Source organism: Shewanella indica (genome assembly GCF_033842865.1).
GTDB classification, from domain to species: domain Bacteria; phylum Pseudomonadota; class Gammaproteobacteria; order Enterobacterales; family Shewanellaceae; genus Shewanella; species Shewanella indica.
In genome coordinates, this window is sequence record NZ_JAWXXR010000001.1 from 4,268,688 (window position 1) to 4,285,069 (window position 16,382).

At 52.6% G+C, this 16,382-nt stretch carries 10 protein-coding genes; 6 read left to right on the top strand and 4 right to left on the bottom strand.

Annotation, left to right across the window (positions count from 1 at the left end; all coding sequences use genetic code 11):
• Positions 1 to 100 precede the first annotated feature (100 nt).
• Positions 101 to 865, bottom strand: coding sequence for a tRNA isopentenyl-2-thiomethyl-A-37 hydroxylase MiaE (miaE, locus tag SIL79_RS19120; protein ID WP_234501451.1), 765 nt, complete (start codon positions 863 to 865; stop codon positions 101 to 103).
• Between the two features lie 187 nt (positions 866 to 1,052).
• Here miaE and SIL79_RS19125 point away from each other — a divergent pair, with 187 nt between their 5' ends.
• Positions 1,053 to 1,649, top strand: a complete 597-nt coding sequence (locus SIL79_RS19125; protein WP_039033881.1) for a Yip1 family protein — start codon at positions 1,053 to 1,055, stop codon at positions 1,647 to 1,649.
• A 63-nt stretch (positions 1,650 to 1,712) separates the two neighbouring features.
• Here SIL79_RS19125 and glnS read toward each other — a convergent pair whose 3' ends face one another.
• The 3 genes from glnS to SIL79_RS19140 form a co-directional block, all read right to left on the bottom strand.
• The gene (gene glnS / locus SIL79_RS19130) at positions 1,713 to 3,383 is read right to left on the bottom strand and encodes a glutamine--tRNA ligase (RefSeq protein ID WP_039033880.1); all 1,671 of its coding nucleotides are present in this window, start codon (positions 3,381 to 3,383) and stop codon (positions 1,713 to 1,715) included.
• A gap of 163 nt (positions 3,384 to 3,546) precedes the next feature.
• Entirely contained in the window at positions 3,547 to 5,841 is a 2,295-nt protein-coding gene (feoB, locus tag SIL79_RS19135; protein ID WP_071476457.1) for a Fe(2+) transporter permease subunit FeoB, read from the bottom strand.
• Positions 5,834 to 6,073: a FeoA family protein gene (locus SIL79_RS19140; RefSeq protein WP_039033911.1), complete on the bottom strand. Its 240-nt coding sequence runs from the start codon at positions 6,071 to 6,073 to the stop codon at positions 5,834 to 5,836. Before SIL79_RS19140 ends, feoB begins: the two co-directional genes overlap by 8 nt.
• A gap of 428 nt (positions 6,074 to 6,501) precedes the next feature.
• Here SIL79_RS19140 and SIL79_RS19145 point away from each other — a divergent pair, with 428 nt between their 5' ends.
• The 5 genes from SIL79_RS19145 (at position 6,502) to SIL79_RS19165 (ending at position 16,281) form a co-directional block, all read left to right on the top strand.
• On the top strand, positions 6,502 to 7,485 hold the full coding sequence (locus tag SIL79_RS19145; RefSeq protein WP_039033877.1) for a DmsE family decaheme c-type cytochrome: 984 nt from the start codon (positions 6,502 to 6,504) through the stop codon (positions 7,483 to 7,485).
• A 10-nt stretch (positions 7,486 to 7,495) separates the two neighbouring features.
• The gene (locus tag SIL79_RS19150; protein ID WP_319619890.1) at positions 7,496 to 9,607 is read left to right on the top strand and encodes an MtrB/PioB family decaheme-associated outer membrane protein; all 2,112 of its coding nucleotides are present in this window, start codon (positions 7,496 to 7,498) and stop codon (positions 9,605 to 9,607) included.
• 19 nt (positions 9,608 to 9,626) lie between these two features.
• A complete protein-coding gene (locus SIL79_RS19155) occupies positions 9,627 to 11,558 on the top strand; it encodes an OmcA/MtrC family decaheme c-type cytochrome (RefSeq protein ID WP_405130422.1) in 1,932 nt (643 codons plus the stop codon).
• 95 nt (positions 11,559 to 11,653) lie between these two features.
• Entirely contained in the window at positions 11,654 to 13,840 is a 2,187-nt protein-coding gene (locus tag SIL79_RS19160) for an OmcA/MtrC family decaheme c-type cytochrome (RefSeq protein ID WP_319619891.1), read from the top strand.
• A gap of 302 nt (positions 13,841 to 14,142) precedes the next feature.
• Positions 14,143 to 16,281 carry an OmcA/MtrC family decaheme c-type cytochrome gene (locus tag SIL79_RS19165; RefSeq protein ID WP_071476463.1) on the top strand — a complete coding sequence of 713 codons (2,139 nt, stop codon included), beginning with the start codon at positions 14,143 to 14,145 and terminating at the stop codon, positions 16,279 to 16,281.
• Positions 16,282 to 16,382: the final 101 nt, after the last annotated feature.

Genomic DNA, 16,382 nt, shown 5'->3' on the forward strand with positions numbered 1-16,382 from the left:
ATCTGGCCTGCCCTGGTAACCGATAAAACCCATCCAATCAGTCAGCTGCCGACCCTGTCGGCATCTGCATTTACCTAGTATTGGCGCAACATCGAGTAGCTTAAAGCGGCGCGCCGCTGTGAAACCTGAATTCATCATCCGACGCTAGAATAAGCTCGGCTTCCACCTCGGCAAAATAAGCCACTCTGGCGCTGATATCCTCGCCGGCAATTGCCTCAGCCAATGAAAGATAATCCTGATAGTGACGCGCTTCAGAACGCAGCAGTGAAATGTAAAAACGTTTAAGCTCATCATCGAGCCAAGGCGCCAGCTTGGCAAAACGTTCACAGGAGCGGGCCTCGATAAAGGCGCCCACTATGAGTTTATCTATCAGAGTCGCTGGCTCATGGGTGCGAACATGCTTCATCATCCCCTTGGCATAACGGCCGGCGCGGATGTTGCTGTATGGGATATTGCGCGCCAACATCAGCTCCAGCACCTGTTCAAAGTGATGAAACTCCTCTTTGATAAGGCGGATCATCTTGGCGATAAGTTCAGGGCCATGGGTGAACCCCGCCCTGGGTGTCAACTCACCAATCAACTCGTTCTTCTTCACTTCTCTGGCCAGAAATGCCGCCATATCCCTGTCGTTTCGATAAACAAACTCTTCGTAGGGCTTGGCCCAGATCAGCAACTGCTCGCCACTTTGCTTATCCACCGCATACTTGCGTACCAAAAACATCGCCGTCTGCGCCGCCTTAAGCTCACAATTACAGTGATCTATCAGCAATTCGGCCAGTCTATGATCCTCTTTAGCAGCTGCTATCCAGCTGTCCGGGGTTTCACAGGCCAGAAATTCTTTTACAGGGGCGAGTAACTGTTGCATTGAGGTCAAGCTTCCACAAGAGTTTTCAAGGCCGCCAAGTCTACCAGCAAGCCAATGCTATGCCCACTGCCTCTCGGCGCGCAAACTTGACGCCCCGCCATTTTTGTTCAATAAATAGACTCAGAGCGGTAAAACGCTCGTCTGCAGTTTGACGAGCAAAAGTCAAAGCGGAATAAGGATAATTATAATGGTATTGAATCACTTAATGGGGTTGTATACCCATCCTAAACAGGAATGGCAAACCATAGAACAAAACCATGAGGCATTGAAAAGTTGTCTCAGTCACCTGCTACTCATTGCGCTCATCCCTTCTATCTGCAGTTATATCGCCGCTGTGCATATCGGCTGGAATCCCGGTGCCGGCGAACCTCTTTTTCTAACGGCCCAAAGCGGCTTCTTTATGTGTGCCGGTATGTACTGTAGCCTGGTATTCGGCGTATTTGCCCTCGCCTATCTGGCCTATTGGATGGGTCAAACCTTTGATGCCCACCCGGACTTTACCCAGTGTCTGGAACTGGCTTCCTATACCGCCACGCCGCTGTTTATGGTGGGGCTGGCGGCGCTTTACCCTGAACTCTGGTTTATTATGGTGATAGGGTTGATAGGTCTTAGCTACTCCGTATACCTGCTGTATACCGGGGTCCCTATCATAATGAACATTCCCGAAGAAAAAGGCTTTATCTATGCCAGCTCTGTTGTCACCGCAGGCTTGGTGCTCCTGGTGGCGCTGATGGCCGGCAGTGTGATCCTCTGGAGCATGGGACTCGGCCCAATACTGCAATAGTAAACGCGGCTGACATGAAAAAGGCGCTCAATGAGCGCCTTTTCTATCTGTATCCTCGAAGTATTAAGCGAATGAATCTCTTAATGCCACAGTGCGGTTAAATACCAGCTTATCTGGACTTGAGTCCTTGCTGTCGGCGCAGAAGTAACCTTCACGCTCAAACTGATAGGCCTTTTCGGCCTCTGCTTGCACCAGACCGGCTTCAACCAGACCATGCTTAACCACCAAAGATTCCGGGTTCAGTACTTCATCCACCGTTTCTGCCGCGGCCGGATTAGCGTCAACGAACAAGCGATCATAGAGACGGAACTCGGCAGGTACAGCGCTGCTGGCTTCGACCCAGTGGATCACGCCCTTAACCTTGCGGCCATCGGCAGGGTTTTTACCCAGAGTCTCAGGGTCATAACTGCAGTATATGGTGGTGATCTTACCGTCAGCGTCCTTGTCGCAACGCTCGGCTTTAATCACATAGGCGTTGCGCAGACGCACCTCTTTGCCCATCACCAGACGCTTGTAGTGCTTGTTGGCTTCTTCACGGAAGTCGGCCGCATCGATATAAAGTTCACGGCCAAAGGCCAGCTCACGATTACCCAGTTCTTCCTTATTGGGATGCACCGGCGCACTGACATGCTCCAACTGCCCTTCTGGATAGTTCTCAATGATCACCTTAACCGGGTCGATAACCGCCATGGCTCTCGGGGCATTGTCGTTAAGCTCTTCACGGATACAGGCTTCGAGCATACCCACTTCCACCAGGTTATCCTGTTTGGTCACGCCGATGCGATCACAGAACTCACGGATGGAGGCCGGGGTGTAACCACGGCGGCGCAGACCGGCGATAGTCGGCATGCGGGGATCATCCCAGCCATTAACCAACTGACGCACCACCAGCTCGTTGAGCTTACGCTTGGACATCAGGGTATATTCCAGATTCAGGCGTGAAAACTCATACTGACGGGTACGGTTGGGGATCTTGAAATCATCCAGATTATCCAGCACCCAGTCATAGAGGCGACGGTTATCCTGAAACTCCAGCGTACAAAGGCTGTGAGTGATATTTTCCAGTGCATCAGAGATACAGTGGGTAAAGTCGTACATGGGATAGATGCACCACTTATCACCCGTCTGATGGTGATGAGCGAACTTGATCCGGTAGATCACCGGGTCGCGCATACACATGAAAGGTGATGCCATGTCTATCTTGGCCCGCAGTGAACACTCGCCTTCTTTAAACTCACCGGCGCGCATCTTTTCAAACAGCGCCAGGTTTTCTTCAACGCCGGTGTCACGATAAGGGCTATTCTTGCCGGGTTCTTTCAAAGTGCCGCGATACTCGCGCATCTGCTCGCCATTGAGAAAACACACATAAGCCAGACCTTTTTTGATCAACTCAACGGCATAGCCGTAGAGGTTATCAAAGTAGTCTGACGAGTAATGGATATCACCTGCCCACTGGAAGCCCAGCCATTGCACGTCCGCTTTAATGGAATTCACATAGTCGATATTTTCCTTTTCCGGATTGGTATCGTCAAAGCGCAGATTACACTGGCCCTGATAATCCCTGGCAATACCGAAATTCAAACAGATAGATTTAGCATGACCTATGTGCAGGAAGCCATTAGGCTCTGGTGGGAAACGGGTGTGCACATTGGTGTGCTTACCGCTCGCCAAATCTTCATCTATGATATTGCGAATGAAGTTACTTGGACGTACTTCGGTGTCCACATGACTCATGAAATTCCTCTTTGCGAACAATGGCAGTCTAACGAAAAGAGGCATGATCCTACAGATCATGCCCGGTTACAATCCTTCTAGAATAAAAACTGCGGCGCACTTCGTCAAACCCGGCGCCGTGATCAAAAAAGCAGCCTCAAAGGCTGCTTTCTTGCTTGTGACTTTACTCAGTCACTATCTTGATACCCGGAATAATCTCTTGGGTCTTGCGACCTTTGCGCTTCAGCCACATATAGAAACCAATCAGGGCAAGAACAAAGAAGCTAATCCAAGCGCTGGACTGCAATGGATGCTCGGCAAAAGTCGCACCTTGATAGACCACAGTGGCACTGCCGTAAGCCAGTGCAAAGGTCCAAGTAGCCGCGAAAGTAGCCCAACGACTGCCAAACTCATTCACCAGTGCGCCCATAGCGGCCACACAAGGGGTATAGAGCAAAATAAACAGCAGATAAGAGAAGGCCGCCAATTGTCCGCTGAACCCTGCCTGCAACGCCCCGAATGTTGACTGATCAACCCCCTGCTCTTCGGCAGCCAGGTTTTTATCTTCAACATGGCCCACAGACAACTTGAGCGGATCTTCCATCACTATGCCGAACAGATTGGCCGGAATGGTCGCCAGCGCCTCGGAGAAGCTGTCCATCAAAGGAGTAAGCTCACCATCACCGCCATCAGCCGTGCTATACAAGCTATTGAGCGTACCCACTACCGCTTCTTTGGCGAAGATCCCTGTCACTATCCCAACCGTGGCCGGCCAGTTGTCTTCCTCTATCCCCATAGGTGAAAACACCGGGGTGATTTTTTGACTGGCGACACTGAGCAGCGATTCCTGGCTGTCTTCATGGCCGAAGCTGCCGTCAACCCCTATGGCATTGATAAAGTTAAGCAGTGTTACTACGACCACAATGGTCTTGCCGGCGCCGAGAATAAAGCTCTTGGTACGCTTACCTGTGCGGGAAGCCACAGCTTTTAGCTTGGGCATTTCATAGCTTGGCAGCTCCATCACCACGGCACTACTGTTACCTGGCAGCAAGGTATTACGCAGCAGTAGACCTGTGCCTATCGCCGCCAAAATACCTATAAGATAGAGACCAAACACCAGGTTCTGACCTGAGTCAGGGAAAAAAGCCGCCGCAAACAAGGCGTATACCGGCAATCTGGCACCACAGGACATAAAGGGCGCCATCATACCCGTGACGATACGTTCACGTTCACTACCCAGGGTGCGGGTCGCCATGATGGCAGGCACAGAGCAGCCGAAACCAACAATCATGGGCACAAAAGCCTTGCCGGGCAGGCCGATGCGACGCATCAAACCGTCAACCACAAAAGCGGCACGGGCCATATAGCCGGAGCCTTCCAACACAGATAAAGCCAAAAACAGCGCCGCGATAACCGGAATAAAGGTCGATACCGTCTGAATACCCTGACCTATACCACCGGCCAGCAGAGTCACCAACCAGGCAGGAGCACCTATGTTGGTCAGCAAGGCCCCGAAATGATCAACAAACAGTGCACCGGCACTGATATCGAAGAAGTCGATAAAGGCACTGCCCACGTTGATGGCAAACATGAACATCAGGTACATCACCAGCAAAAATACCGGGATACCCAATACAGGATGCAATACCAACTTATCAAGCCTGTCACTCAAGGTCAGTTGACCGTCGGCATTGACAGAACCCTTGTAAACGCGCTCGACAAAGTCAAAACGTGTTGTGGCGACCATGATCTCTATATCTTTGCCTTCGAGTGTCAATTGATCTGTCACTCTGGAGACTTGTTCATCGAGTAAATTGTTTTGACAGGAACCACAACCCAGACCATTAGCCAACATAGCCAAGGCTCGGCCACGACTCAGTTGAGCGTCACTGCCCATAATGGCAGCGACGCCGGTTTCAATAGTGGCATCATACTGCAGCATCAAAGGCGACTCTGAAACCCGCCCTTCCAGCAGTGCTATCACCTGTTCCTTGACCCGCTCGACGTCTTGGGCTTCTCTAGAAGTCACGCCTATCACAGGGCAACCCAATTCTCGACTCATGGCTTGGGTATCGACCCGAATGCCGCGCTTGACCGCCGCATCCATTTTATTGAGTACCACAACCATGGGTATGCCAAGTTCACGCAGCTGCACTGTCAGATACAGGTGACGTTCGATATTGGTGGCATCTACCAGATTGATGATGCCATCGACTTTCTGGCTGGCCAGATACTGCTGGGCAATCTGCTCATCCAGCGAGCAATCACAGTTGTTGCCAGCGGGAAGAAGATCGTAAATGCCGGGTAAATCAGTGAGAAAGACATCATCACCGTTTAGCGAAAAGTGACCGGTTTTCTTTTCAACTGTCACCCCGGACCAGTTACCCACCTGTTGATTGGCACCTGTCAGGGCATTGAACAATGTCGACTTACCGGCATTGGGGTTGCCGACAGTGACACAATGAAACTGCTTAGTCATTGGCCTTTTCCACCTCTATAATCTGTGCCAGATCCTGACGCATGCACAACTTACTGCCGCGGATGTCCAATTCCAACCCGGATCCCATGGGAGCTCGACGGATCAAAGAAAAACGGGTATTTGGAGTGATCCCCATGGACAGGAGCTTGCGTTTGACCACTGCAGGCAGATCCAGATGGCCAACTTCGGAAATCATGGCGCGATCACCGGGTTTCAATTCACTTAACTTCATTGCCTCTACCACTGAAAACAGCATGCAAGCATGCGGGTAATGATTCGATTTTACCTGAAACCGTCAAATAAGAACTTTATCTGGATCAAGCTTTTCAACTGGTAACGATAATAGTTTTCAATTGTGTTGGCTATTATGAGACAAAAGCGCTCGGGAATAAACCGCTTAAGCGCAAATAACCGAAACTGAATCCGGTATTTTTCTGCTTCAGATCCCAATTTCAGCTTAAAGAGCGGCACGACAAAATGTGGCGCAGATCACACTTTGTTGTTTTCTTTTTTAAATCAGCCTTCTTTATACATAAGCATCATTAAAAAGTTATCGCCTTGTCATTTTTTTGCTCTATTCTTTAACATTAGCAATTCAGTAAATTACTGAAGCATACCCAATAACTATAAATCGGCAATGAATGCGCTCAGGATGGAATGATGAAAATGGATAACTCGAGTAAACCAAACCTTTGGGGGTTGGGTTGCGCTCTCCCCTTATTGTTTTTGTTGGCCTTTGTGGCCGAAGCCACCCCATGGGACGACAAGGATCCGACCGAGGTTGAAGCCATTCTGGATGCCAAGTTTGCTGAAGGAAAATATTCTCCCAAGGGTGCTGACAGCTGCCTGATGTGCCACAAAAAGAACCAGAAAGTGATGGCGCTTTTTGATGGTGTCCACGGCAACCCCAATGTTGCTCAATCTCCGATGGCCGATCTGCAATGCGAAGCCTGCCACGGCCCCATGGGAAAACACAACCGCGGTGGTAAGGAGCCGATGATCACCTTTGGTGCCGACTCGCCGGTACCGACCGACAAACAGAACAGCGTCTGCCTCAGTTGCCACCAGGATGAACAACGCCTGGGCTGGAGTGCCAGCCACCACGACACCGCCGGAGTCTCCTGTGCCAGCTGTCACCAAGTGCACACAGGCCAGGATCCCATCCAGAGCCGTGAAACCGAAGTCGCCGTTTGCAGCAGTTGTCACTCAGAGCAACGTGCCGACATTCACAAACGCTCCGCTCATCCGATACGCACAGAGCAGATGGTCTGCAGCGACTGCCACAATCCTCACGGCAGCTTGGGGGATGCCAGCTTGAAACAGATGACGGTCAACGAAAACTGTTACAGCTGCCACGCCGAGAAGCGTGGGCCCAAGCTGTGGGAACACGCTCCGGTTACAGACAACTGCGCCAGCTGTCACAACCCTCATGGCAGCGTCAACGAAGCCATGCTGCTGGCCAAACCGCCTCAGTTGTGTCAGCAGTGCCATGCCTCCGACGGCCATGCAGCCAGAGCCTACTTCCCGGCCAATGAGCAAACCGGCTTGATGCCCAACGCCTATAACGCCGGCAACTCCTGCCTGAACTGCCACACCCAGGTGCATGGTTCCAACCATCCATCCGGCAAACTCTTGCAGCGATAAGGAGCAGAGTATGGTTATCGAGAAACAGACACAGATGAAACTGTCACTGCTGGCGCTCACCATAGCCTGCGTGATGCAGCCTGCCTGGGCCGGTGGCTATTCGCTGCAACAGGTCAATCGCACCGAGCTCAAACAGGACAAGTGGAGTTGCGGCCAGTGCAAGTTGCCACAGGAAAGCCGCGGCACACTTGAAGCCGGTGTGGCCTACAATGACGGCGACAATGCTGTGTTTGCCAATACTAGTGGCACAGATGCCGATGGCGCCACCGGGCACCTTGGCGGCGATGTCGTCTTTTATGGTGAGCGGGGTTACCGCACTCACATTGAAGCCGACAAACTGGGCTACGGCACCGGCAGCGCCAGCCTGAGCATGGGAAGACCCGGCCAATTTGATATCCGTCTTGGTTATCGCGCCTTGGCCAACTTCGGCCCGGACAATGGCATGAGCCCCTATATCAATCAGGACAACAGACTGATGTTGCCGGACAACTGGCAAGCAGCAGCCCTCACTTCGCAAATGCCTGGGCTTTATGACAGCCTGACAAGCCAGCGACTGGAAATGAAGCGGGATCGCTTCACGCTGGATGCCCATTACCTGGGCAGCTTTTATAAGGCGGGGCTCAATTACCGTCACGAGCAACGCGATGGCACCCGCCAAACCAACGGCAACTTTCTTACCAACTCCATGGCATTGGCCACCCGAGTGGATGACAGTACCGACGAGCTTGAAGCCAAACTCTATTTCAAAGGAAAGGGCTGGCTGGCCGGATTCAATTCGACCCTGAGCCAATACAGTAACGACTATCAGGCACTCTATTGGGAAAACGCCTTCTTTCCCACATTCGGGGCCGCCTATAATGGCCAACTCGCCGACAATCCGGATAACAAGGCATTGAGAGTCGGCGCCGATCTGCAGTTATCCGAGGCCGGACATCAAATATTGATGCACACGGCATTCACCCGCATGACTCAGGATCAGGCGCTGTTACCGGCCACCATCAATGGTCCTTCACCTCAGTTGCCCGCAATCGATGGCGACATGCAGGTCGATGTGCTGGAACTCAAACTCAAGTATGCCGCTCGCCTCAGCAGAGGCTTGTCTGTTCGCGGTGGTTATGACTATCGCGACCGGGAAAACAAGACACAACTTAAAGAGTGGCCGCAGGTGAGCAGTGACAGCTGGCACCAGGGCAGCGCCACGCCCGCGGCCTATGACCACACCCGCCAAAGAGCCGATATCGCCTTCAACTACCGTTTTACCCGCGCCCTGTCTCTTGACGCAGGTTACGGGTATGAGCACCACAGCTATAGCGATCTGGCGCGCGAATCCCTGTTCCAATCCAGCGTGTTTGCCAAGCTGAACCTGCGTGCCAGCCGCGATTGGCAGTTGTGGTTCAAAGGTGAACTCAGTGAGCGCAGTGGCGGCAGTTATCAGACATCCGAGCTGAGCCAAAGCCCCAATAATCCTTGGATGCGTCAGTATTGGCTGGCGGATAGAAAACAAACCCTGTTGCGACTGCAAAACGATTACCGCTTCAGCGATGCCCTGTCGTTCAGCCTGGCGCTGAATCATAAGCAGCAGGACTACGATGAGACGCTTATCGGCCTGGATGAAGTCAGCAGTTGGGGCTACGGCCTCAGTGGCAACTATCAATTCTCAGCCCAGTTTGGCCTCAATGCCTGGCTCAATCAGGACTGGCAGGATACAGATCAAACCGGCTCAGCCTCTTTTGGCCCCAGCGGTTGGTACAGCCGTGCCAGCGACAGCAGCACAGTCGCCGGGTTCGGCATCTACTATAACGAATTGCTGGATAAACAACTGGATCTGGGCTTCGACTGGCAATATTCAAAAGGCGAAAGCGAGACGGATGTCAGCCAGGGGCTCACTCTGGATTACGGCGATTACTATTCACGTCGCCATACCTTCAACGCCTTTGCCAAGTATCACTTCAGCGACAAGATGGCATTGAGGCTGGATTGGTTGTTTGAACACTATCAGGACAGTGACTGGCTCAATCAGGGATTAACCCCGGATAGCATCCCCAACGTACTCAGCTTTGGAGATCTTGGCCAGGACTATAACGCCCACTATCTGGGGCTGACACTGAGTTACTCCCTATAAGAGCAAGAGGCGAAGAGCGATGTCAAAGGAATACACCCCAAAAACTCCCCTGTTTTACCTAGGCGCGCCCCTGCTGACCGCCATGTTGGCTCTCTCAGGTTGCGGTGGTGATGATGGCAACCCGGGAACCCCCGGCGAACCGGGCGGCGAACCGGCAATGAATATCAGTAAGCTCAATATTGAGGTCAAGGAAACGGCCCTCGAAGAGGGCATTACCCGGGTAGATTACCGGGTCACCAATCAGGATGATGAGCCGGTAGTAGGTATCCCCTCAGGACGCTTCATTGCCGCGCAGTTGTTGCCGGAAGGCAGCAGTGGGGCCGGCAACAGCAGTGAGTGGCAGTATTTCACTTCAGAGACCTGCTCCAGCAGCTGTCCGGGCACCTATGTTGACCATAAAAATGGCAACTACTCCTACAGTTTCAGTGCCCCTTTCGACGGTATGAATGAGATAGCTGAAATCACCGGCGCCACTCACAGAGTAGTGATCAAACTCGGTGGTGATACGCTGGCAGATGGCACCGCATTGCCGGTAACCAATGACCATTACGACTGGCAGCCACCTGCGGGTGCTCCGGCCTACAGCCGCAACATTGTCTCCATCGACACCTGTAACAGCTGTCACAATGACCTGGCGTTTCACGGCGGTAACTATAACCAGGTGGAAACCTGTGTCACCTGCCACAATGCCACTCGGGTTAGCAATCCGGAAAACATCTTCCCGCAAATGATCCATGCCAAGCACCTGGCAGGATTCCCCAAACCCTTGTCTGACTGTCAGACCTGTCATAAAGAGGACGAAACCCTCAGCGAACAACACAACTGGTTCCGGGTGCCAACTATGGAGTCCTGTGGCAGCTGTCATAACGATATCGACTTCGTCAAAGGCGAAGGTCACCCGGCGCAAGCGGATAACAGCAATTGTGTCGCCTGCCACAATCCGGATTGGACCCGTGAAGTCCACGCCAATCAGGAGAACCTGGCGGCCCTTGGGCAATTCAAGGCCGAGGTCACCAACGCCAGTGTCAGCGGCACCAGTTTGAGCTTCTCGCTCAAGCTGAGTAACCCGCAGACAGGTGCAGCCTATAACGACAGCGCCGACAAACAGATGTTTGTCAGCGATCTCAGGGTCTACGCCAACTGGGGCACCAGCTTTGATTACGCCACCCGCTCTGCCCGTTCAATTAGGGTACATGAAGTGGCGCCGCTGTCCGGCAGTAATGGTGTCTATCAGTATCAGTTGGATGGACTGACCATTCCCGCTGGCAGTGAAGCCGATGCAGGTACCCTGGCGATTCAGGGTCGCGTCTGTGCCAGCCAAGGCATGCTGGTCGACTGCAGTGACAACGCCGCCAGTGTGCTGGTTATCAAGTCGAGCCACCAGTCATTCAACATGGCCGGGCTCACCACGGCCGGGAGACGCCAGGTGGTCAGCAACGAAACCTGTGGCAGCTGTCATGGCGATCAGCAATTGAACTTCCACGGTGCTCGCAACGACTTGGCCGGTCAGTGTCAGCTGTGCCACAACCCCAATATGCAAGCCGATGCCACTGCTGCCAATCCATCAGCGAGCAGCGCCGACTTCAAACAGCTGATCCATGCGTTGCACTCGGCACGCTACGAAGGATTCGAGACGCTGCAGTTCCCGGGGAACATAGGCAACTGTGCTCACTGCCACAGCAAAGATGAAAATGGCGTGTTGAGTATGGCGCTGCCGCTCAACTCGGCGGTGCAACCCTTGAGCCTGAATGACGGCAGCTTCACCAGCCCCACGGCGGCAATCTGCAGTAACTGCCACCAGAGCGATGGTGCCCGCAACCATATGACACAACAAGGGGCCGTGTTCCAAGGCGCTGAAGCCGATGCCAAGGCAGGAACGGAAAGCTGCGCCACCTGTCATGGGCAGGGTGGCCTGGCCGATGTCACCAAGGTGCATCCTATCGCTCAGTAACAACAATAAGCCGCCCTTTAAGGGCGGCAATAACAGGAAAGAGCCGGTATTTAAACACTGGCTCAGTCGTGCAATCAAAGCAATGCAGGGAAATAATGATGAAAAGCTCAAGACTGGTTAAAGGGCATACCCGCCTGGCATTGGCCACTCTGATGTCGCTGACGCTCATGGCATGTGGCAGTGACGGCAAGGATGGCGAAGACGGTAAGGACGGCGTGATCGGAGTGAATATCGATGCCACTCCGACACTCAAGGTCAAGTTTACCGACGCCAAAGTGGAAGCAGGTAAGGTCACGGTCGACTTTATGTTGACCAACGCCAATGGTGTGGCAGTGCTGGGTCTGAACAAAGACTATGACCTCAGATTTGGTATCGCTCAGCTGACACATGTGACCGAAACCATAGGTGAAGGCGAAGAAGCCAGAGAAGCCGACTGGGGATTCCAATGGCAAGCCTATATCAATAGCCTCAAACAACCATCATCGGTTCCCGATGGGGTGGACAACCTCAGTCCATCGCCTCAGTATCAGGCTGGAGTCGAAGCCGCCAGCGCCTGCGAGACCTGCCTGGTCGACAATGGTGACGGCAGTTATAGCTATAGTTATCAGGTCAATATTGCCGAAGTCACAGAGCCGCTGGCCATAGCTTATGATGCCGATGCCACTCAAAGGGCCACGCTGGAACTGAAACTGCCTCAAATTACCGCCAATGCCCATTATGATTGGCAACCGTCCAGCGGCAAGACAGAAGGCATTCAGACCCGCAATGTGGTCGCCATAGATGCCTGTTACACCTGTCACCAACCGGACAGCCTGGAGCTGCACGGCGGACGGCGCATAGCGCTGGAAAACTGCGCCTCCTGCCATACTGCGACCTCAGGAGATCCTGAGTCGGGTAACAGCGTGGAGTTCACCTATTTGATCCACGCCATTCACCGCGGCGCAGAGCGTCACACCTATGATGCCGACGGCAACGAAGTGCCGGCGCCATACAAGATTGTCGGTTATGGCGGCAGCGTCCACGACTATGGTGTGGTCGGCTTCCCCCGTAAACCGGCTTCAGACTGTAGCGTCTGTCACCAGGAAGGCAGTGGCGCTCCGGCCAATGCCGACCTATTCAAGGCCGAGAAAAGCAATACTGCCTGTGTCGCCTGTCACACAGAAAAACCTTCATCCCACCACTCCAGCACTGATTGTATGGCTTGCCACAACACTGACAATACCTATCACGGTACCGGCAGCGCAGCCAAACGCCACGGTGATGTGATGCAAGCTTACACTCTGGCGGCAGAGCTGAGCGTCAAGGTGTTGGAGGTCAGCAGCAACGCCGGCAAGATGACCTTTAAAGTGCAGGTGTTGGATAAAGACGGCAACGCCATGGATCAAAGCTTTATCGATCAGAGCAGCCGTATGATAGTCGGCTGGGATATAGACAAGGACTACCCTGCCTATAACGAAGCCTCCTACAGCCAGCGCCGTATTCGTCTCAGTGAAGGCAGCTTTGACGCCACCAGCAAGAGCTATACTCTGACTCCGGCGTTTGATATGCCGGCAAGCCCGGATGGCAAGAGCTTTGAAATCTGGTCGGCACTGGAAGCCTGCTTCAATAACGGCGGTTATGGTGTTGCCGATATTCAACTGACGGACTGCGCAACCGATGGAGTTCGCTCTGTGGCTATCCAGCAGGAGCCCTACCGCTTTGTCTGGGGTAACAATGGTGTCGACAGCAGTATGGATGCCATGGCCCGCCGCGCCATCATAGATCCGACCAAGTGTCAGAGTTGTCATGGCAAGGAGATCCATCACTATGACAATGGCGTCAACTGCCAGACCTGTCATACACCGGATAAGACACTGCGTAATGACGCCGATTATCCCGGCGGAAAAATCCCTTCAAGCTTCGCCTGGAAGGCACACGAGCGTGAGGGCCACTTCCTCAAGTATGCAGGGCTTAAGTCCGGCACTGTGCTGAAAACCGATTGTGCCACCTGTCATGCCGAGTCTTCCGGCAGCGTCACAGGTATCACTCTGGGGCGGTCACCGGATCGCGTCTGGCGTTATGGTGACATCAGCAATGGCGGCGCGGATATCTGGGTTTCCTCAGATGCCGGCTCCTGTTTGAGCTGCCACCAACAGTACCTGAGTGATGCCGCCAAATCGCATATTCAGGCCAACGGCGGTATTCTGGATGGCATGGATGAAGCCGATGTCCGTAACCGTGCCAAAGAGGCCTGTGCCACCTGTCACACCCCGGCTCAGCTGATGAACGCACACGGCAATTAAACTCAACATTGCTACCAAAGGGAGGCTTTTGCCTCCCTTTTTTATGCAGCAAAATTCGTTAAAAACTCTTTCAAAAAACACGTTTTTTTGATCAGGATTAACTTTTTTTGATCTAGCGGTATACCCCTAAAGAAATAGTCGGATCTTAATCACATAACCCATCTAAAGTGACTGATTAATCCCCACCACTTGGGTAGCCTTGGCCTTGGAAAAATAATTCCACACACTTTCCATGGTTGATGAGATTTATTCTTATTTAACCTCTGGTTAGTGATGATTAAAATCACTTGCAGGGAAATATCATGATGAAACGGTTTAATTTCAATGCCGCGACGAAAGCGATGTTGGGTGCCGGTTTGCTGTCTCTGATGCTGGCCGGTTGTGGCAGCGACGGGTCAGATGGCGAACCAGGTAAGCCAGGTCCTGTCGGCACACCTATAAGCAAAGTCAACACGCTGAAATCCAAGATTAATTCCGCGTCTGTAGACACTAACGGCTTCCTGACAATCAACTTCAGCTTGTCTGATGCCAACGGCGCCGCCGTCTTTGGTCTGAAAAACACTGACATAGGTGCAGTCTCCTTCGGCCGTGTCGGCAGCGAAGATGAGATTGAAGGTCTGACCGATAAAGAAGGCCAAGCGAGAGAAATCTGGCTGAGCTACTTTAACAAAGACAAAGGTGATGGCTTCTACACTGGCTCTTCCTACTTCCAGGGTAAAAACTGTGAAGATTGTCTGACCGACAATCAGGACGGCACCTACACACTGAAACTGAACAAAGCCATAGATACTCTGGGTAAATACGACTACAAGGCCGACATGGTCAACGGTATTTATCTTGGCATCAAGACAGCCAATGCAGCCAACGTTAACCTGGTTAACAACAGTTTCTTCTACTGGCAACCCTCTTCCGATACTACTCAGGCCAAACCCAAGCCGATTATCGCCGATGAAACCTGCCAAAGCTGTCACAGACCCGGTCATGATGGCGCACTGGCTATGCACGGCGGCAAACACGTCACTCTGGAAAGCTGTACCTTCTGTCACACCGACTACAACAGCTACATGAAGGATGACAAGGACGAAAATGGCCAAGTGATCGGCAGCCACAAACTCGATGGCTCCATCAAGGGCATGGCACACGAAGTGCACAGTCATGCCTTCTACAACGGTATTTTCCCGCAATCAGCCAGCAACTGTCAGACCTGCCACCAACCAGATGAAAACCTGGCGATGGCCGATGCCTGGAAAGCCGACAAGGATTCCGCAACCTGTCTGAACTGTCACAACAGCCCATATGCCGTACCTTCCTGGCACTGGGATGCGGAAAATAGCCAGATTAAAGAAGACAAACTGAACTGTGTCTCCTGCCACAATGATCCTGATGGTGCCCGTGGTGCCGAGCGCGCTCACTACAGCAACAACGACAGTGCCCAAGCTGCCAAGACCCGCGTCATTTTCAATAGCATGACCTATGATGAGGCCAGCAAAACAGTCACGGCCAATATGACGGTCAAACACGGCGACACCAATGTAACGCTGGCGCAGATAGACTCCAGCCCATATAAATATGGTGGTGACACCAGCGCCATCGTCTTCAACGGCGTGGTCAAAGACGACTTCCTGGTTAATTACCAAAAAGTTGGCTATCGCTATTTCAGTGCAGGCGCCGACGGCAGCATAGATGTCACCTTCAGCGATGGCGACTTTAAAGTAGCCGAAGTCATGGGTACACCTGAGGTCAAAGTGGCCTTGAGCAGCCAGCTGCATGTCTGCTTCGATGGCAAAGGCGCTGTAGCCGACTGCGAGCCAATCGCAGACGGTGTTATCCCTAACTCCGGCCCTTACGTGCCATCTGACACGGTTTACTTCAATCTGGATGGCAGCAAAGTCAACGATACCCCAAGGGTGCAACATGCCGAAATGACAGCTTGTCAGCAGTGTCACACTACTGCCATCAAGCACCGTTTCTCCAACGACATCGACGGTTGTGCCTCCTGCCATAACGGAACCCGCGACAAGAAGGGTGACGGCTCATCCAACCTGGCGTACATAGTGCACTCCAAGCACTACCTGTATGACAGCTCAGACAACGGCTTCTTCAAGAAGACAGACTGTCAGACCTGTCACGGTAAAGACGGCTTCTCACTGAAGAAAATTGCCGCCGATGCCGCTCCGGTTGCCTTCGGCAAGACTGACGATGGCACAGAACAGACTCTGGTATCACCACAGACTGCCGCCTGCGCCAGCTGTCACCAGCCGCCATACGGCCTGAGTGAAACCACTATCAACCACATAGTGACCAATGGTGGTGTGATAGGTACAGGCCACGGTGTAGCTGCAAGTGATTATGACGCCCAGAAAGGCCAAGAAGCCTGTTCTACCTGTCATACAGACTCCCAGCTGTTGGAAGCTCACTCCAACTGGGGCTTCAGCCACTAAAACTTAACCCTAAAGAGAGGCTGCGGCCTCTCTTTTTTTATCTGCCAAATTGTTAAAATCGAATTAAAAAACAGCGTTTTTTTGATCGAGATTAAGTTTTT

Coding starts and splice junctions, on each gene's coding strand:
- feoB (WP_071476457.1), bottom strand. CDS start 5,841: ATGACTAAGCAGTTTCATTGTGTCACTGTCGGCAACCCCAATGCCGGT.
- SIL79_RS19140 (WP_039033911.1), bottom strand. CDS start 6,073: ATGAAGTTAAGTGAATTGAAACCCGGTGATCGCGCCATGATTTCCGAA.
- SIL79_RS19165 (WP_071476463.1), top strand. CDS start 14,143: ATGATGAAACGGTTTAATTTCAATGCCGCGACGAAAGCGATGTTGGGT.
- SIL79_RS19155 (WP_405130422.1), top strand. CDS start 9,627: ATGTCAAAGGAATACACCCCAAAAACTCCCCTGTTTTACCTAGGCGCG.
- SIL79_RS19125 (WP_039033881.1), top strand. CDS start 1,053: ATGGTATTGAATCACTTAATGGGGTTGTATACCCATCCTAAACAGGAA.
- glnS (WP_039033880.1), bottom strand. CDS start 3,383: ATGAGTCATGTGGACACCGAAGTACGTCCAAGTAACTTCATTCGCAAT.
- SIL79_RS19160 (WP_319619891.1), top strand. CDS start 11,654: ATGATGAAAAGCTCAAGACTGGTTAAAGGGCATACCCGCCTGGCATTG.
- miaE (WP_234501451.1), bottom strand. CDS start 865: ATGCAACAGTTACTCGCCCCTGTAAAAGAATTTCTGGCCTGTGAAACC.
- SIL79_RS19150 (WP_319619890.1), top strand. CDS start 7,496: ATGGTTATCGAGAAACAGACACAGATGAAACTGTCACTGCTGGCGCTC.
- SIL79_RS19145 (WP_039033877.1), top strand. CDS start 6,502: ATGAAAATGGATAACTCGAGTAAACCAAACCTTTGGGGGTTGGGTTGC.